At 55.9% G+C, this 18,260-nt stretch carries 17 protein-coding genes; 9 read left to right on the top strand and 8 right to left on the bottom strand.

Features of this window, described 5'->3' with window-relative positions:
* Positions 1–120 precede the first annotated feature (120 nt).
* From PFER_RS10395 to hypD, 4 genes are all read left to right on the top strand, one after another.
* Positions 121–2,730, top strand: a complete 2,610-nt coding sequence (locus PFER_RS10395; protein ID WP_084593960.1) for a right-handed parallel beta-helix repeat-containing protein — start codon at positions 121–123, stop codon at positions 2,728–2,730.
* Positions 2,731–2,871: 141 nt separating this feature from the next.
* Entirely contained in the window at positions 2,872–4,044 is a 1,173-nt protein-coding gene (locus PFER_RS10390) for a CBS domain-containing protein (RefSeq protein WP_048151975.1), read from the top strand.
* A gap of 82 nt (positions 4,045–4,126) precedes the next feature.
* Complete coding sequence (locus tag PFER_RS10385; protein ID WP_048151973.1) at positions 4,127–4,351, top strand: HypC/HybG/HupF family hydrogenase formation chaperone; 225 nt, start codon at positions 4,127–4,129, stop codon at positions 4,349–4,351.
* A gap of 2 nt (positions 4,352–4,353) precedes the next feature.
* Positions 4,354–5,463, top strand: coding sequence for a hydrogenase formation protein HypD (gene hypD / locus PFER_RS10380; RefSeq protein ID WP_048151970.1), 1,110 nt, complete (start codon positions 4,354–4,356; stop codon positions 5,461–5,463).
* On the opposite strand, the gene PFER_RS10375 is transcribed toward hypD, so the two are convergent.
* Genes PFER_RS10375 through PFER_RS10355 form a run of 5 tightly spaced genes read right to left on the bottom strand, consistent with a single transcriptional unit; the run spans position 5,460 to position 10,770 of the window.
* On the bottom strand, positions 5,460–6,569 hold the full coding sequence (locus PFER_RS10375) for a DUF835 domain-containing protein (RefSeq protein ID WP_048151966.1): 1,110 nt from the start codon (positions 6,567–6,569) through the stop codon (positions 5,460–5,462). The genes hypD and PFER_RS10375 overlap by 4 nt on opposite strands.
* The gene (gene glmU, locus PFER_RS10370) at positions 6,566–7,816 is read right to left on the bottom strand and encodes a bifunctional sugar-1-phosphate nucleotidylyltransferase/acetyltransferase (RefSeq protein ID WP_048151965.1); all 1,251 of its coding nucleotides are present in this window, start codon (positions 7,814–7,816) and stop codon (positions 6,566–6,568) included. The genes PFER_RS10375 and glmU overlap by 4 nt, the downstream gene beginning before the upstream one ends.
* Positions 7,813–8,625 (bottom strand): undecaprenyl-diphosphate phosphatase, encoded by an 813-nt coding sequence (locus tag PFER_RS10365; RefSeq protein WP_048151963.1) that lies wholly within the window; start codon positions 8,623–8,625, stop codon positions 7,813–7,815. Before PFER_RS10365 ends, glmU begins: the two co-directional genes overlap by 4 nt.
* 49 nt (positions 8,626–8,674) lie before the next feature.
* Entirely contained in the window at positions 8,675–9,178 is a 504-nt protein-coding gene (locus PFER_RS10360; protein ID WP_048151960.1) for a hypothetical protein, read from the bottom strand.
* A gap of 56 nt (positions 9,179–9,234) precedes the next feature.
* Positions 9,235–10,770 carry a hypothetical protein gene (locus PFER_RS10355; protein ID WP_052696234.1) on the bottom strand — a complete coding sequence of 512 codons (1,536 nt, stop codon included), beginning with the start codon at positions 10,768–10,770 and terminating at the stop codon, positions 9,235–9,237.
* Between the two features lie 332 nt (positions 10,771–11,102).
* Between PFER_RS10355 and PFER_RS10350 the strand changes: the two genes are divergently transcribed.
* Both PFER_RS10350 and PFER_RS10345 read left to right on the top strand, forming a co-directional pair.
* The gene (locus tag PFER_RS10350) at positions 11,103–13,856 is read left to right on the top strand and encodes a DEAD/DEAH box helicase (protein WP_048151957.1); all 2,754 of its coding nucleotides are present in this window, start codon (positions 11,103–11,105) and stop codon (positions 13,854–13,856) included.
* Positions 13,853–14,362, top strand: a complete 510-nt coding sequence (locus tag PFER_RS10345; protein ID WP_048151954.1) for an NTPase — start codon at positions 13,853–13,855, stop codon at positions 14,360–14,362. The genes PFER_RS10350 and PFER_RS10345 overlap by 4 nt, the downstream gene beginning before the upstream one ends.
* A 54-nt stretch (positions 14,363–14,416) precedes the next feature.
* Here the strand turns inward: PFER_RS10345 and PFER_RS10340 are convergent, their stop codons facing one another.
* From PFER_RS10340 to PFER_RS10330, 3 genes are all read right to left on the bottom strand, one after another.
* The gene (locus PFER_RS10340; RefSeq protein ID WP_048151952.1) at positions 14,417–14,629 is read right to left on the bottom strand and encodes a TRAM domain-containing protein; all 213 of its coding nucleotides are present in this window, start codon (positions 14,627–14,629) and stop codon (positions 14,417–14,419) included.
* 86 nt (positions 14,630–14,715) lie between these two features.
* Positions 14,716–15,432, bottom strand: coding sequence for an ABC transporter ATP-binding protein (locus PFER_RS10335; protein ID WP_048151949.1), 717 nt, complete (start codon positions 15,430–15,432; stop codon positions 14,716–14,718).
* Positions 15,425–16,453: a FecCD family ABC transporter permease gene (locus tag PFER_RS10330; RefSeq protein ID WP_048151946.1), complete on the bottom strand. Its 1,029-nt coding sequence runs from the start codon at positions 16,451–16,453 to the stop codon at positions 15,425–15,427. Before PFER_RS10330 ends, PFER_RS10335 begins: the two co-directional genes overlap by 8 nt.
* Positions 16,454–16,558: 105 nt before the next feature.
* Between PFER_RS10330 and PFER_RS10325 the strand changes: the two genes are divergently transcribed.
* Genes PFER_RS10325 through PFER_RS12620 form a run of 3 tightly spaced genes read left to right on the top strand, consistent with a single transcriptional unit; the run spans position 16,559 to position 18,240 of the window.
* Positions 16,559–17,299: a DUF4097 family beta strand repeat-containing protein gene (locus PFER_RS10325; RefSeq protein WP_048151944.1), complete on the top strand. Its 741-nt coding sequence runs from the start codon at positions 16,559–16,561 to the stop codon at positions 17,297–17,299.
* 39 nt (positions 17,300–17,338) lie between these two features.
* Positions 17,339–17,803, top strand: coding sequence for a COG2426 family protein (locus PFER_RS10320; protein WP_048151940.1), 465 nt, complete (start codon positions 17,339–17,341; stop codon positions 17,801–17,803).
* 38 nt (positions 17,804–17,841) lie between these two features.
* Positions 17,842–18,240, top strand: coding sequence for a hypothetical protein (locus tag PFER_RS12620; RefSeq protein WP_342666399.1), 399 nt, complete (start codon positions 17,842–17,844; stop codon positions 18,238–18,240).
* Positions 18,241–18,260: the final 20 nt, after the last annotated feature.

Here is an 18,260-nt window from a genome sequence, read left to right as displayed (position 1 = left end):
GATAAAATTATGTAATGAAGGCATTTTTATCCCAAAAATCATGTATAAACAGCAAAGATTAAATAGAAAAAAGGCAAAGAAATAAACGTGGAGAGCTGTGCTTCTCCGCGGGGGGAGAGCATGAAGAAGATGTCCCTTTTTCTATCCCTTTTGCTACTGGCGTCCATTATCCCCTACTCTACAGTAACGGCTAACGGCGGTACGTATCCCGTGGTATGGGTTGATGATGATGCCTCACCAGACTGGTACGACGCTAACCATGTGCACACACTCCAAGAAGCGGTTGGCATAGTTAAGGAAGGAGGCACGATTTACGTTTTGCCCGGCAACTATCTGGAAGGCACCACGATCCATATAGGACGGAGCATGATTGTGCGCGGCTATGGAGGCATGCCTTCAATACAGGACAGCGTTTCCATAACTGACACGGCGGACGTTACCCTCAAGGAGCTTCACTTTTTCGGCGGACTCCTTGCGGGCGGCGTGAAGGGCTTAACGATTCAGGGATGCATTTTTGAGGCAGGGAACCTCAACCTCGAGTACGTGAGCGACTTTACCATACAGGACAACCAGTTTGATGTGGCCATCTACGGCTACTACGTCCACCATGGCACCATAGCAGACAACAACTTTACCGGAGGAAACTACGGTATCAACATAGAGTACGGGGGAAGGCTCCTCATAGAGAACAACAACCTCACGTTCCACTACCAGGCTATTTACCTCTACACCGTGTCCTTCACCACGGTGAGAAACAACTTCATAACATCCGACGACGGCCAGTATGGAATACACATCAGATACGGAAATGAAAACACCATAGACGGCAACGAAATATCCTACTTCCAGAACGGCATCTACTCCTACTACTCCCACAACAGCATGTTCACGAACAACAGAGTGCACGACAACGGTGGGGGTATGGAGGTTAGATACGGCAATAACAACGTCCTGCTCTACAACAACGTGAGCGAGAGCCGCACGCTTAACAGGGGAATACACACCTACATGGAGAACTACGTAAGCGTACTTGGAAACGATGTAACCCGGAACGATTATGGAGTATCCGTGGAAAAGACTCAGAACATCAGCCTCTTCTCCATTCCAAGGGTGGACTATGGTTGGGTTGAGCTCAACAAGGACTATGCGGACATCATCTTAACGGGCGATGACTACGACGTTTACGACGAGACGGGCGAGTATTATCCGCTCCCGTTCACATTCCCGTTCTTCGGAAAGAACATAACCGCCATAGACGTCAACACGAACGGCCTCATAGAACTCCTCGAAGACGGCGACGATTGCTACGAGTGCGACGACTACGAGACCCACGCGGACGGGGACCACTTTGGGAACATGGACGCTATCTTTGCCTTGAACGATGACCTCGCGGCCGAATACGGGGGCTACGTGGCTATATTCGGATTTTCGGACAGGGTCGTTATAGACTTCTACCTCATTACCTACGAGGACTGGGACTTCGTTGAGAACGTTACGGAGGCACCCCTGCGCTTCCAGGTGGTTCTCTATCCTGATGGAAGGATAAGGTGGAACATAAAGGAGTTCGAGCCGATAATAAACGACGGCGACTTCTGGACCGGTGTATACGACATGGACTCAAACGTTGAGGGCGTTGTGGAGGACCAGCTCCGGAGATTTGATGTGGGGGAGATGACCTCCTACGAGTTCGGCGGAAGCCCCGGCGAGCTCCACAAGAACGCCCTAATCGGATACAACACCATAACCAACAACAGCCAGGTGGGCGTGAGGCTCTGGGACGCCATGAGCGTTGAGATCATGGGTAACGACATCAACTCAAACGGTATGGATGGCATTGAGACCGTAGGCAACTGTTCCAACCTGGAGGCAACGTACAACGGCATCAGAGAGAACGGGCTCAGGGGAATTTACGCACTCGCGGCGACACCGGGCTTCGAGGTTCATCACAACAACATAGAGGGCAACTACATAGGTATCTACAATCCGTGGAGCGATGCGTGGGTGAACGCCACACTTAACTGGTGGGGCGCCCCAGACGGGCCGAGCGCCATAGAGGGCTTTGCATACACCCTCCAGACCCCGACGGGAAGCGGGGACACCGTTAGCGACAACGTCTACTTTGATCCGTGGCTGCTCGAGCCGGTTCCTCGGGAAGCGAAGATCGTCTATTCAAACCTCAACGTGAACGCAACCTCCATAAAACCCGGCGAGAGCGTGACCGTTAGCGCGGTGGTTTCAAACGAGGGGCACTCCCTCGGAAGCTACACCGCGGAGCTCAAGGTCAATGGCGACGTCAAGGCGGCCAAGAGCGGGCCGATAGTTCCCGGTTATCCGAAAACGCTGAGCTTCACTTACACGTTCGAGGACGCGGGAGAGTACGCGGTTACCGTGGATGGCCTTGAGCCCGTGACAATAACCGTGGGCGCGGTCGCGGAAGAGGTTTCGATAATGCGCTTCTACTCCATCGCCATAGCCTGGACGGTGTGGTTCTTCGACATGAAGGACGAGTTCGACGCCCTCTACCCCAACAGCACCGCCGACAACGAGACGCTAGCGCTCGCGATGGAAAAGTACAACGACGCGGTAAACCTGATGATGCAGGGCTGGGGTGTGGACGACCTCGAGTACCTGAGGCAGAACATATGGTCAATGGGGGGAACCTTCCCGCGGCTCTTCGATATACGGAAGGCGTACATGGAGATGCGGGAGGCCGTTGAACTTCTCGGCTGAAAATTCTTTCTTTATTTTTTATGGAGTATCACCGCTGAAATTCGGGGATGGGTATCCAATGCAGCTTTTTTGCATTCATAAACCCATCAGCAAGGTTTAAATGCAATGAAAGAGATATATTTAATTGAAGGAGGTGACAACATGGTCGGTATTCTCGTGGAAGAAGTAATGACCGACAGGTTCTCAAGGATTGACATCGAAGCGCCCCTTTCTGAAGCCATCGGCATCTTTGAAAAGGAAGACCCGGATTTGATAGTTGTTTTTGAGGGCAAGACGTACAAGGGAATTCTGACGCAGGACTTGATAATTCGCTCCCACCTCAAGTGGGACCCAACCAAGGCTAAGGTTAGGGACGTCTACAAGCCAGCCGGAATTTTGAACCCCAAGGACGACCTTAGCAGGGCTGCAAAGCTGATGCTCGAGATAGACTCACGCTCCCTCCCTGTTGGAGAGAGCAAAAAGGAGATAATTGGTGTAATAAGCGATGTTGAGATTCTGAGGCGTCTCGCAAAGGAGGAGTTTGGAAAGAAGAAGGTTGAGGAACTCATGACGAAGGAGGTCATAACCCTCGGGCCCGACGACACCGTGGCCAAGGCCCTCGCCACGATGAGGGACAACGCCATATCGAGGATACCCGTGGTTGACGAAGAGGGTAAGCTCCTCGGTCTGGTTACCCTCCACGACCTCATAATACGCTTCATGAAGCCCCGCTTCAAGGCCCAGTTCGGAGAGGTCGCGGGGGAGAAGATACCTCCCTTCTCAACCCAGCTGAGGGAGGTTATGATAAGGGGCGTCATAACGATAGGCCCCGAGGCAAGCATAAAGGAGGCCGTTGGTAGCCTCGTGGAGAACGATATAGACGGCCTCGTCGTGGTTGATGGAGAAAACAGGGTGGTGGGAATACTCACGACGAAGGACCTTCTCCTGCCCATCTCAAAGATGACGGAGAAGGAGGTTCACTTCTACCTCCAGCTCGGAGGGGATGCCCACGTCCTCAGCGACTTCACGAGGGAGCGCATAATCGCGGACGTCAGGAAGTTCGTGGACGGCTACGAGGACGCCCTCGGAAACGAGGGTATAATCTACCTCACCATAAGGCGCTTCCCCGAGAAGTTCAGGGGAGTGCACCTCTACCAGGCGAGGATGAGGGTCGTTACCGACAGGGGAAGCTACGTGGCCACCGGCGAAACGTGGGGAGCCATCCAGGCAGTCCACGACGCCATAAGGGCCATTGAAAGGCAGATACTCCAGAAGGTGGAGCTCCAGAAGAGCGTTAAGTACACGAAGAGGTTTATAGAGCACCTGGGCCTCTGAGCCCATCTTTTCTGTTTCAAACCTTTGGTTTGAAAAATTCCTAAAAAACCCTTCTCCCCAACTCCCTAACAGGTGAAGAAAAATGTGCCTTGCCGTTCCAGCTAAGGTTCTCGAGATTAATGGTAACGTCGCGATAGTTGACTTCGGGGGCGTGAAGAGGGAAGCCAGAACGGACTTCATAAAAGACCTTAGGGTTGGAGACTACGTTATAGTCCATACGGGCTTCGCCATAGAGAAGCTCGATGAGAAGGCCGCTCTGGAGAGCCTCAAGGCGTGGGAAGAAGTGATGAAAGCCCTGGAGGAGTGAGCATGCTAGACCTCAAGGTGTTTGAAGACAGAGCCCTTGCGGAGAGAATACTCTCGGCGATAAAAAAGGAAGCGGAGCGAATTGGGCGTGAAGTAAGGCTTATGCACGTGTGCGGAACCCACGAGGACACCGTGACGCGCTCGGGAATACGCTCCCTCCTCCCCGAGAACGTTAAAATCTTCAGCGGACCAGGGTGTCCAGTCTGCATAACCCCCGCCGAGGATATAGCTGCCATGATGGGGATAATGAGGCTCGCGAGGGAGGAGGGGGAGGAGATAACCCTGACGACATTCGGGGACATGTACAAAATCCCAACGGCGATAGGGAGCTTCGCAGACCTCAAAGGGGAAGGCTTCGACGTTAGAATCGTTTACTCCATTTACGACGCCTACAAGATGGCCCTCAACGAGGGGAAGCTCGTCGTCCACTTCTCGCCGGGCTTCGAGACCACCACAGCCCCCGCAGCCGGAATACTCAAAGAGGCCGTCGAGAAAGAGGTGGAGAACTTCAAGATTTACTCCGTGCACCGCCTTACTCCCCCGGCCGTTAAAGCCCTGATAAAGCAGGGAACTGTCTTCCACGGCCTCATAGATCCGGGCCACGTTTCCACCATAGTGGGCGTCAGGGGTTGGGAGCCCATAACCGAGGAGTACGGGGTTCCCCAGGTGATAGCGGGCTTTGAACCCGTGGACTTCCTCATGGGCATCCTCATGCTCCTCAGACAGATAAGGAAGGGCGAAGCCAAAGTGGAGAACGAGTACACGAGGGTGGTCAAGTACGAGGGAAACGTTGAGGCGAGGGAGACCATAGAGTGGCTCTTCGAGGTGAGGGATTCGAAGTGGCGCGCCCTCGGCACAATCCCGGAGAGCGGTCTGGAGCTTCGGAAGGAGTTCAGGGACTTCGAGATAAGGAGCCTCTACAATGTCAAACCCCCGAAGCTGCCCGACCTCGAGAAGGGCTGCCGCTGCGGCGCCGTGCTGAGGGGGCTGGCGTTGCCTACGGAGTGCCCGCTCTTCGGGAAGGAGTGCACGCCTAGGCACCCAGTGGGGCCGTGTATGGTGTCCTACGAGGGCACGTGCCAGATATTCTACAAGTACGGGGCCCTCTTTTAGGCCTCCTCCACGACCTCGAACTCCCTTTTTATTATTGCCCTCTGCTTCTCGTCGAGGGCATCCATGCTCATGACAACCACGAACCGACCCTCGTGCGCCAGGACGCGGTCCTTAAGGGAGAGCAGGAATTTCACGGCCACGTCAAAACCGTCCTCCACCATGAGATATTCGAAGGCATCGAGGTAAACCACTCTGAAGCCCCTTTCGAGCTCCTTCTCAACGAGGTCAACGAGGATGTCTATCTTCGTGGGGGAGATGGCGATTATGTTGTCCCCTATCCTTCCCTCCTTTACCCTCGTGAGCCAGAATGCCACACCGTAGCGGCCGACGTTAGAATTTATCCAGTCGGGCCCCTTCCTCGTCAGAACCACCGTATGGCCCTTTCTAAACTCATCCGGGAATTTTCTCTTGAAGGCCTCCTCGTTCGTGAAGAGGAACGTTCCCATGTCCACGGAGGAAATGCTCTGCTGGAGGGGCGGTGAAGGGAGAAGGACAAACTGCAGGGCCCCCAAGGCGGCCATCAAGCGCGCCACCGCGGCGAGAGAGAAGGCGAACTCGGAGTACCACTCAATAGGCCTCCCAACGGGGTAAGTCAGGTTGAGCGCCCCGAGGAGGATTAATCCCCAGGGGAGGAGCTCCTGGAGGCTGCGCCTCTCTATCACGTAGCCCCTGAGGATGTAACCCACGTAGATGAGCGCCCCCCCAAAGGCCAGTGATGGGAAGGACGCCTTCAGCGCGAAGCTGTCCCCGAAGAAGTCCGTCGCGAGGAGGAAAAGCCACACGTAGGAGGCAACCGCGAAGGTGCCGAGGTACAGGGTGTGCCTCAACTTGGATGTACTGTACTTCAGGTGCAGGGCCCCCCACACAGCCAGAACCGCCACGAAGAAGTTTGAAACCTTGGACGCCACGTCGTAGGCCTCCCTGTTGACCGTCAGGCCGAGGGGGGTGAGGAGATACTTCTCAATGTCGAGGGCGTTTATGAAGAACGCGAACGCCAGAAGCGCCCAGCTCTTCTCCCTCTCCCTGTAGGCCTTGTAGGCCACGGCCAGGAAGAGGGCCCACCGTGAGAAAAAGTTGAGGTAGGGGAGTATGCCCTCCCACGTCATCTCTCCACCACCTCTTTCTCCTGCCTGACGACGACGAGGCTGTTGGGCGGGACGTTCCTATCAACCACCACCCCCGGCCCAACGAAGGAGTTGCTCCCTATCTTCCTGCCCGGGTAGATGGTGACGTTTATTCCAACCTTCACGTTGTGCCCTATTATCGCACCGAGCTTTCTCCTTCCCGAATCCTCGAGACGACCCTTTATCTCCACCCTAACGTGCCCGTTGTCGTGCCTCAGGTTGGCCGTTATCGTTCCGGCCCCGAGGTTGCTGTTCTCGCCTATTATCGAGTCCCCCACGTAGTTGAGGTGGGGGGCGTTGGAGCGGTCCATTATTATGGAGTTCTTCACCTCGACGGCGTTTCCGATGTGACAGTGGTTCCCTATGCTCGTGTATGGCCTTATGAAGCAGTTCGGACCGATTTTTGAGTCTTCACCTATTTTTACCGGCCCGACTATGTAGGCCCCGCTCCTCACCACGGTACCCTTACCTATCCCCACCGGCGGGATTACCGTCGCCCCCTCCTCCACGAGTCCCTCTATCCTGTGCTCGAGCTTCGTTTTAAGGAGGTACTCGTTGAGCTCGAGGAGGTTCCAGGGCCTGCCGATATCGTTCCAGTAACCGGGATAGACAGCCGCACCGACCTTATGCCCCGCGGAGATGTAGAGGGAAAGCGTGTCGGTTATCTCGTACTCCCCGCGCTCGCTCAGGGGGGTTCTCTCGATGAACTCAAAGATTTCGGGTTTGAAGAGGTATACCCCGAGGTTGGCGTAGCCCCTGACGGGACCGGGTTTCTCCTTTATGGTCCTGACGAAGCCCTCCTCCACCTCGACCATGCCAAAGTGGCTCAGGTCGTCGAATTCCTTAACCACGAGGGCGGCGTCGGCGCCTTTGAATGCCCTGAGGAGTTCCTTCACGGCGTCGCGCTCAAAGTATATGTCCCCGTTGACGGCTATGAACTCTTCATCAACGAACTCCCGGGCGGAGCCTATCGCCCTCGCCGTTCCCTCACCCTCCTTCTGCTCCACGTAGGTTACCGGCTTCCCATGGAACTCGTCGCCGAGGATCTTCATAAGCACTTCCTTTTTGTAACGCACCACGAGGATGAACTCATCAACGAAGGGGTAGAGGTTCTCGAGAACGTACTCGATTATTGGCCTGTTGGCTACTTTTAGGGTCACCTTGGGCCTGTCATCGGTAAGGGGCCTCAACCTTTCACCCTTTCCTGCGGCAAGGACAACGGCCTTCACATCAACACCCCCATTAAACCCGCTATCAAGGCGATTCCACCGAACAGGAAGCAGAACTTCGAGAAGTCGAGCTTCTCGGCCAGCTTGAGCATGACCTCAAGTGATGCGAGGCTCACCACGAAGGACGTCAGAACGGCCACGAGCGAGAGGTCGAGGGGGAGGGGCTCCTTCGGCATCTCGAGGAACAGCGCGCCCAGTATCGCTGGAACCGCCATCAAAAAGCTCAGCCTCAACGCCTTTCTCTGCTCCGTGCCGAAGAGGAGAAGTGTTCCAACGGTCATTCCAGAGCGTGAAACTCCCGGTAGAACCGCTATTCCCTGGGCTATCCCCGCCGCTATTGCCTCGGCTATGCCCACCTCACTATCGCTCCTGATGCCCGCTTCCCGCTCCTTTTTCACCACCGGGTGCTCCTTCGTCCTGTGGAGGAAGAAGCCCGTGAAGATAAGAAGAACCCCGATGAGAGCGTTCGCAAGCTCGAGGTTCATGCCTTCGAGCCTTGTGGTGAGGGCCTTATAGGCCGGATAGCCGACGAGGGCGGTAAAGAGCGTAGAGTAAACGAGAAACCTCTCCTCCTCACCCACCCTAAAGCGGATAAGGCGGAGGAATATCTCACCGAGGTCGAAGCGGAACTTCCAGAGGAGGGCCATAAGGGTGCCGAGATGAAGTGTCATCGCGAGGGAATAGGCCTCCCCGGGAGGAATATCAAGAAAGTTCATCATGGCGAGCATAGTCTGCCCCGAACTGCTTATTGGCAACCACTCCGTTACGCCCTGGAGCAGACCCATCAGTGCAGCCGTTGCGTAGTCCATGGTTTCACCCACCGGATTTATGACGGAAAGTAATTAAACCTTTTCCCGCTCAAATGTACTCCATGAGGAGCGCCACGGCCTCCTCAAAAACGTCCCTGTCCTCGGCGTCCACCACGTGGTCGAGGTAGTGCAGCGCGCTCACGTTGAGTATGATGTAGGCTTCGTCCCTGTCAAGTCCGAGGTCATAGGCCTCATAGTATACCATCTCCTCCCCGAGTTCTTCGTTAAGGAGCCCAACGAAGTATTTTATCTCCTCCGGGGTTATCTCGTCCCACTTGCTCTCCATCTCGTCAAAGTAGCGCTCCATTATTCTGAGCTTTTCGATGTCCACCCGGAGGACACCCTCGACGTAGGGGAACTCGCCAAGCCTGAAGACCTTCACGCCCTCATCGTCCCTCACGCCTACGTAGTCCCACAGAAGAAAACCCTCCACAACGTTCCCGCTCCCGTAGCGGGAAGCCAGATAAGTGAAGCGCTCCATAACCTCCTCCATACCGGCGAGAAACGCCTCCTCGTCGTTATAACTGATGATTTTGCTTATCGTCCTACCCATGAACAACACCTAACTGAAGTTGGGTGGGGACGTTATAAAGGATTTGGGAAGTGAGGTTAAGAGAGGGGGCATATCCCCGAGCGTGGATTGCAGGGAGGAAGCGGTCCGGGAGTTGGCTCCGGCGAAGGGGTGGGAGACGGCTCGGGAGAGGGATCAGGCGAAGGAGGAGAGGGTTCCATGGGATTATCTCTCCAGGCGGATTCAACCTCCATATAGAACCCCATAGGAACGGAGACGTCACAGGATTTGAAGAGGCTTTCTTTGAACGTGTACTTTGTGGGGGAGCCAGCACCTTCGAGGACAACAGGATAACCCCCATCGTTTTGTATCACACCATCAATGGAAACGCTGCCGCTCTTTTCGTACTGCACCGACGCAACAAGCCCAGCCACCGGAGCAGGGGCCCCAAAGGCAACCGCAATCGCCCCTACAGGTATTCCAACGCCGAATTTTATGCCACACTCTCCACCGAGGTCATCAAACAGGTATTTTAGGGTTCTCGAATCACCGTTAGCTTTCAGCTCCTGAAAAGCTTTGTTGGATGATGCGCTTATGAAATTGTGGAACCCAGGGAGATTCGGTATCCCCTCAACTCCCCCTCCATCCAGGAACGCTTTGTTATCCACTCTTTCTGCTATCCTAACGTCAAAAACACCGACGTCAATACGTTCGTATCCAGTTTCTGTGCACCCGTATGCGGTGCATACGTACTCCTTCTCGTGGAGATAGTAGGGTTTGGCATGTATGTAAATATACCCAGTACCGCCTCCCGAGATCCTGATGATCTTGCCGAAATAGTAGCTTCCGCTAACGGGTACCCATTTCTTCCCGTATATGTCCACAGAAGTGGAGAGTACTTCAACGGGATCTTCACGCCCTTTGAATGCCTTCGTAAGTTTAAAACCATAGGCCAACGTTGCCGAGAACTCCGTTTTATAAGAACCACTGAGGTCAAAACTGGCTGAAACCGGCCCAGAGCCCTTCCGGTTGTCCACTATGAGAACGGGAACTTTTACATAATCTTGGGCCTCCCACGAGTCGGGCACCCGTCTCCACTCAAACTCAACCCGCCACTGAGGTTTGGGGGGAACCGGGCGGTTAATCCGCGATGTTTCTACGTTAAAGATTTCATGTAGGGTTGTTTTCCTCACCCAGCTTATCCGAACCTCCTTGAGTGCCCTGTTGTTTCCTATTTCCTCATGTGTTAAAGTGGTACCCCCAACACCCTCGTAGAGTACCCGGTTCCTAGCGTCTATGATCCAGACCGAGACTCTAACCCCGTATTCCGTCCCGGTGGAAGGAGAAGGAAGGTTCTGGGGAATGTTGAGAGTTATCACGGGTCTTGTAAAATCAAAGCGCCAGAAAGTCATGGAGCCGTATGAGTAACTCCCCACGCTCTTTATTCCTTCTGGGGTTGCCATGTCCACCTGAATCTGAACCTCGTAGTCCTCCGAGAACCCCTTTAACGCTTTCCCCTCCTCGTCCGTCAGCTCAAGCTTTATTCCGGGTTCGATGTAGGGGAGGGCATACATGAAAGTTGCCCCAAAAACAAAAACTGTAAGGAGTAGTGTGTAGAGTTTAACCCCTCTCATTCTACCACCTCAAAAGTTTGACTTTAAATGACCGGTTCATTCCTGCTAAAGTGGCTGGATTACTCTGGCGCCTCTTTTTTAGTACAATCATAAACAGTAAAAACTGCCCACACATTATAAGTTTTTCGCCGATATTATGAGAAAGGTTCAAACGGTGGTTTAATTCTGCCATATTGGATTGACACCTTGCAGAGCACAAACGTTTTATCCCAAAAAGCCCACATACCCATGCCCGATGAGTATCTGGGTTGCGATGACATCGGGACCCCCAGGGGGCCGACATCCTCAAAGGCCCCCGACTGATTTTTAAATGTAACTCCCTATTTTACTCCATGCACCCGAGACTTGAGGCAGTTCTGAGGGAGCGCTTTGAGCTCAACGAGCTCCAGCTGAAGGCTTTTGATGCGGTTAGCTCCGGAAAGAGCGTTCTCGTGGTTTCTCCCACGGGGAGCGGGAAGACGGAAGCGGCTTTTCTCCCTGTTTTGAACGCCATCCTTGAGGAGAACCTCCCGCCCATAGCGGCCCTCTACATAGCCCCCATAAAGGCCCTCAACAGGGACCTCCTCGAGAGGCTCCGCTGGTGGGGGGAGAGGACGGGGATCGGCGTTGAGGTGAGGCACGGGGACACCTCCGCCTACGCGAAGGCAAAGCAGGTGAAGAACCCTCCCCATGTGCTCATCATAACCCCCGAGACGCTTGGCATACTACTCGTCATGAAGTCCATGAGGAAGCACCTCGCCAACGTACGGTTCGTGATTGTAGATGAGATAGTCGAGCTCGTGGATAGTAAGAGGGGCGCGCAGCTCAGTCTCGCCCTAGAGAGGCTCGCAAAGAGGGCCAACTTCCAGAGGATAGGCCTTAGCGCAACCGTCGGCAACGAGGGGGAGATAAAGGACTGGCTTAAGGCTGACACCATAGTCAAGCCGGAAATGAGGAAGGCCTACCACGTCCACGTGCTCTATCCGGAACCGGAAGAGGGGGATTTTGAGCTCGCGAGGGCATTAAAGGTTAGCCCCGAGGTCGCGGCGAGGCTCAGAACCGTGTGGGAGGTGGTGGAGGAGCACGGAAAGGGGTTAATATTCACGAACACACGCCAGTTCGCGGAGATACTCGCCCACCGACTGAAGGCCTGGGGGAAGCCGGTTGAAGTCCACCACGGCTCCCTCGCAAAGGAGGCGCGCATAAGGGCCGAAAAAGCGCTCAAAGAAGGGAAGGTAAGGGCGCTCGTGTGCACATCCTCCATGGAGCTCGGCATTGACATAGGGGATGTGGACGTTGTCGTGCAGTACATGAGCCCCCGCCAGGTGAACAGGCTTGTCCAGAGGATGGGGCGCTCGCGCCACAGGCTCGGGGAGGTGAGCGAGGGCTACGTAATAGCGACCAACCCTGAGGACTACCTCGAGAGCCTCGTGATAGCGCGGAGGGCGGTTAAGGGCCTCTACGAGCCCGTGAGACCCTACGAGAACGCCCTCGACGTGCTTGCGCACTTCACGGTGGGCTCCCTCATGGAGGAGAAAAAACTTCTGCCCGAGGAGGTCTATTCCCTCGCGAAGGGTTCGTACCCCTACAGGAACCTCTCGGAGGAGGACTTCAGCGCCGTGGTGAAGCTCCTCGAGAGCGCCCGGCTGGTGGGGATTGACGAGGTGACGGGGAGCCTCTACCTCCGGAGGGGCGCCTTCAAGTACTACTACGAGAACCTCTCCACGATTCCCGATGAGATATCCTACCGCGTCCTCGATGCCTCGAGCGGCCACGTAGTTGGAAGACTTGACGAGAGCTTCGTGATGGACCTGGAGGACGGCATGGAGTTCATAATGCACGGAAGGAGCTGGATTCTCCTTTCCATAGACGAGGAGGCGAGGCTCATAAAGGCGAAGGAGAGCAGGAGCCTGGAGAGCGCGGTCCCCAGCTGGGAGGGGGAGATGATTCCCGTCCCCTTCGAGGTGGCGCTCGAGACCGGTAAGCTCAAGAGGGAGCTGATTTACAACGAAACGCTCGCGACGCGCTTCCTGAAGGGGGTGAACTTCAGGGAGGAGGAGCTCGAGAGGGTTCTGAAGGTTTTAAGGGGGCAGGAGCCCCTCTCCACGGACAGGGACATAGGTGTGGAAAGCCTTCCAAAGGGCCTGGTTATCCACGCGGATTTCGGGAACAGGGTAAACGAGACCATCGGGAGGTTTCTATGGGCGTTCCTGAGCTCGAAGTACGGGAAGGTGTTCACGCTCAAGGGACAGGGACACGCCATAGTATTCAAAACGCCCTTCCAGCTGAATCCAGCGGAGGTGGCCTCGCTCCTGAGAACGAGCCCCGAGGCCCTTGAGTTTATAGTCGGTAGAGCGGTTCGGGAGAGCAACGTCTACCGCTGGAGGATGCTCAACGTGGCGAAGCGCTTCGGGGCCCTGCGGAGGGACGCGAAGATAAGGCGGGTTGACAGGCTCTTCGAGGGCACCGTGGTGGAGAAGGAGACGCTGAACGAGCTCTTCCACGACAAGCTCGACATAGGGGGCGCGGAGAGAGTGCTCAAACTCCTCGGGGAGGGGATGCTCCGGGTGAAGACGAAGCTCGCTAGGGAGCCCTCTCCATTAGCTAAGCTGAACCTCTCAGTTGGGGGCGAGTTCCTAGTCACGGGGGAGCTTGAGAGGGACGAGGTGCTCGAGCTGTTCAGGAAGCGCCTCGAGGAGAGCGAGGTGGTTCTCCTCTGCACCAACTGCGGCTGGAACGCGAGAACGAGGGTGGGGAGGCTCAGGTCGCGCCTCGACGACTGGAGGTGCCCGAAGTGCGGTTCCCTCATGCTCGCCGTGGCGCACCCCATAGATGCCGAACTCTTCGTGAAGGCCGTGAAAAAGATGAAGAAAAAGGAAAAACTCGAGAAGGAGGAAGAGAAGGCCTACAGGAAGCTGATAAAGGCGAGCGACCTAATCCAGAGCTACGGGTGGGAGGCGATACTGGCTTTGAGCGCCTACGGGGTCGGCCCCGATACCGCCGCCAGGCTCCTCGGGCAGTACCGGGGTGAGGCGCTCCTCGTGGCCCTCCTCGAGGCGGAGAGGACTTTCATAAGGACGCGCCGCTTCTGGGAGGTGAAGGAATGAGGATTTTTGTCACGGGAAAGCCGGGCGTTGGGAAGACCACACTGGCCCTCAGGGCGTGGGAGAGGTTTAAAGGGGACGCCAGAATCGCTGGCTTCGTGACGGAGGAAGTCAGGGAGCGCGGGAGAAGGGTGGGCTTCAGGATAAGGGCCCTCGACACGGGTGAGGAGGGCTGGCTGGCCCGCGTTGGGAAGGGCGATGTCATGGTGGGGCGCTACGCCGTAAACTTGGAAGACCTCGAGCGCGTTGGCGTTTCCGCCCTCAGGCGCGCTTTGAACTCCGAGCTGGCGATAGTTGACGAGATAGGGGCTATGGAGATGAAGAGTCGAGCGTTCGCGGAGGCCCTTGATGAGCTTCTCCGGAGCGATGTACCTCTCTTAGCGACCGTCCACAGACGCTTTGCACACCAGTTTAGGAATTACGGGGAGCTCTACACATTAACCATCGAGAACAGGGAGAACCTAACCCTGGAAATCCTCGAAAAACTTCAGCAGCACCTGGGGCGCTGAAACACATATTCATAAATAAGCACAAAAGTAGAAAATTGAAGACGCCCTAAGGCATCAGATAACTTCGGCGAAGGCGAACCTTCTCTTGACCGAGTTGATTACGATATCAACTTCCTGGCCGACCTTGGTGTTCGGCACGAAGACAACAAAACCCTGTATCCTGGCGATTCCATCGCCACCCTGGCCAATGCTCTCTATTTTAACAGTGTACCTCTCCCCGACCTTAACCGGCGCCTCAAAACCTCTATCGAATCCACTACCGTACATTTTCAATCAAACTCCTTTTATTTCCTTTCAGCACTCTCAGAAGAGCACCATACCTACATCTGTGCGGGGCTTTATAAAGCTTTGGGTCAGGGGGCCGCCAGAACTATTTTTTTGCCCTCAACGTCCACTATCTTAACGTTCACGCCGTAAACGCTCTCTAGAACGCTCTCTTCCAGCTCTTCGCTTTTTCCATCCCAGACCACTCTGCCCCCGGATAGGAGTATGAGCCTGTCCGCGTAGGTCAGGGCGAGGTTGAGGTCGTGCATAACCGCCACGACGGTCTTCTCCTCCTTAAGGCCGTTGAGGAGTTCCATGACCTCCAGGGCGTGGTTTATGTCGAGGTGACTCGTCGGCTCGTCGAGGAGAACCACGTCGCTCCCCTGCGCCAGGGCCCTCGCTATCAGGACGAGCTGGTACTCGCCCCCTGAGAGGTTGGTTATGAACTCCCTCCTCCTCTCCCACATGCCTACCCTCTTAAGGGCCTCCTCAACGCTCCCGCCAGTGGCGTAGGTTCCGAGCTCAACGAACTCCTCTATAGTGAAAGCGAACTCGGGGAAAGAGCTCTGGGGGACGTAGGCTATGTACCTTGCCCTCTCCCTCGGCCCCATTGAGAGCAGGTCTTTACCTTCGTAGAGCACCCTCCCCTCCCCCCGCAGTATGCCGACCATGCACTTGAGGAGCGTTGACTTTCCGGCACCGTTGGGGCCTATTACCGCTAGAAACTGCCCCCTCTCCGCATTAAAGCGCACATTACGTAGAACTTCGCGGGTGGGGTACGAAAAGGAAAGCTCGACCTCAAGCATAGAGCTCCCCCCTCTTGCGCTTCACAAGGAGATACATGAAGAACGGCGCCCCTATCATAGCGGTGACTATCCCCACGGGGAGTTCGGCGGGGGCCGATACGACCCTCGCGATCAGGTCGGCGAAAACCGTCAGGGCCCCCCCGAAGAGGGCGCTCGCTGGAAGGAGCCGTCGGTGGTTGGGGCCGAAGATTGTGCGCATTGCGTGGGGGCTCACAAGGCCGATGAAGCCGATTATGCCGCTCGTGGAAACGGCGAAAGCCGTGAGCAGTGAGATGAGAAATATCACGACCTTGCGGTAGGTTCCAACGTCGAGGCCCATGGCGATGCTCTCCTCGCCGAAGAGGAGGAGGTTGAGCTCGCGCCATGTGAGGGAGAGCGCGAGAACCCCGATGGAGGTTGAGAGGGCAACGAGACCAACGTCTCCCCACGTGGCGGTGCTGAACGTCCCCATGAGCCAGAAGACGGCGTAGTGTATGCTCTCCGCCCTAACGTAGAGGAGGTAGGATGTGAGCGCGCTGGCGAAGAAGCCAAATGCAACCCCCGCGAGAAGGAGCGTATCAACGGGAACGTGGCCATCCACGCGGGAAACGCTGTATACCACGTAAACTGCCGCAAGAGCACCCACCAAAGCTCCCAGTCCGATGTAGCGCGGGGCGTAGAGGGCCATAAAGGCTGCACCCACGGAGGCGCCACCGCTTATGCCGAGGATGTAGGGATCGCCCAGGGGGTTCTTGAAGAGGGCCTGGGAGGCGGTTCCCGCGGAGGCGAGGCTCACCCCGACGAGGTAGGCAAGCAGAACCCTCGGAAGGCGGATGTTCCATATTATTGCGTAGTTCGGCCCCCCGGGAGGCGTAACGGCGGCAATGCCGAAGAGACGGCTTAGGAATGAGCTTATCTCGGCCGTGGCCCCCCTCACGACGTAGTAGAAGGCGTCGCTAATGGGAACGCTAACCGAACCGAAAGCAACGCCGAAGAATATCGAGGCCACTGATATCAGGGCGAGTAGCGCGAGCCTCCTCATGGCACTGGATTTTTTGTCCAGAGCCTTAAAAAGCTAACCATCTGCTCAAAATTGAGCGAGCTTTAAAAGTCCATTGACCACACACATCATTAAGTGGTGGGGAGTATGATAGAGGTCTACGAGAGGGAATACCGTGTGGATGTTTCGGAGCTTGAGATCGAGAACGTTAACGGGAGGATAAGCGTATCGGGCTACGACGGGGAGGCGATAAAGCTCAGGGTTGAGAAGAGCTGGGGCCTCCTCGGGAGCGAGCCCCGTGTAAAGGTGAGAAAGGAAGGGAAGAGCCTGAAAATATTCTCAAAGGCCAGCAAAGGCATAAACATAGGCATAGCCGGCTCAAAGGTGAACTTTGAGCTCCTCATCCCCCGGAGAGTTACCGTCAGAAAAGCCGCCAACGTGAGTGGTGCCATAGAGGTAAAGGGCGTTGAGCACTGCGTTAAGGTGGGCACCGTCAACGGCCCTATCAAGGTTGAAGCAGGGCGCGTGGAGAGCGTGAAAGCTGTTAACGGGAAGGTAAGGGTTAGGACAGGAAAGCTTCTCGGGGACGTTAAGACCGTTAACGGGACGATAGAGGTCTATGCGAAGGATGTGGAGGGGCACGTGCACGTAGGCACCGTAAACGGCGACATAACAATCCATCTCGACAGGGGGACTAACGTGAGGGTCGAGGCGGAGACAAAGAACGGCGCAGTGGTCTCTGAGATTGAGGGGCTTAAGGTGGAGGACAGGGGCGCACCCCTCGGGCCCAGGAAGGCGGCGCTGCTCCTCGGGAAGGGGGACAACACCCTCGAGGTGAAGACCATAAACGGAAGAATTAGCATATCCGAATGGCCCCAAACCGATTAAGCTTTAAAGTTCTGCCCCCCAGTAGGTGCGGTGGATGGAGTGGACGGGGCATTCTACGTATTCCTCCTATCACTCGTTCCGACGTTCGAGGGAAGGTACGCGATAGTCTACGGCATAGGGAGGGGGTACCCCGTAGGCGAGATGCTAATCCTTGCGGGAACCGGCGTAGCGCTTCTCTCCTTCTTCCTCCCCATGCTCCTCCCCCTGATAGACTGGGTCATGCTGAGGCTCGAGGGGACCTTCCTCGACGGCTTCGCGCGCTTCTACCTCCGCTACGTTGAGCGCGTTAGAATCAAGGCGCATCCTTACGTGGAGAGGTGGGGGTTCATAGGTCTCGTAATCTTCGTTGCCGTCCCCCTGCCGGGAACTGGCGTCTGGACAGGCTCTCTAGCAGCCTACATCTTCGGGATGGAGAGGAAGAAGACGGCGGCGGCCCTCCTCATCGGGGGCCTCCTGAGCATGGCCATAACACTCCTCCCGAGCCTCGGGATTAGGGCGATATAGTTTTAACCTCCGCCGAAAAGTAGGGGTAAGGTGAGGCCATGATAGACCCCTTCGGGCCGAGGGCAAAGGAAACCCTCGGGGAGTTCGAGAGCATCAACGAGTTCCTCCTCAGGATCCCCTCGTATCTCGACATGGAGGTAGCGCTTGAGAGGGTTAGGTGGCTGAAGAATGGGAAGATTCCGGAGGAAATAATAGCGCTCGACGATTTGAGGGACCTTATGAGCTTCTACGCCCTCCTGGGCGCCCTGGCCTTCTCTCCCTACGGAATCGAGATGGAGCTCGTGAAGAGGGCGAACCTCGGGATATACCGCGAGCGCCTTAAGCGCGGCTTTTCCGTTGATGAGCTCTCCATAGTGGTTCACGAGAGGAAGGACGAGATACCGAGGGAGGACTCCGCCATAATGGAGAAAATCCTCGACCAAACCCTCCCCCCCTGAGGAGAAGGAGAGGCTCCGCC

This window comes from Palaeococcus ferrophilus DSM 13482 (assembly GCF_000966265.1).
In the GTDB taxonomy this organism is placed as follows: Archaea; Methanobacteriota_B; Thermococci; order Thermococcales; family Thermococcaceae; genus Palaeococcus; species Palaeococcus ferrophilus.
The sequence above is the reverse complement of the archived record's forward strand: the minus strand, read 5'-3'. Positions and strand labels throughout refer to the sequence as shown.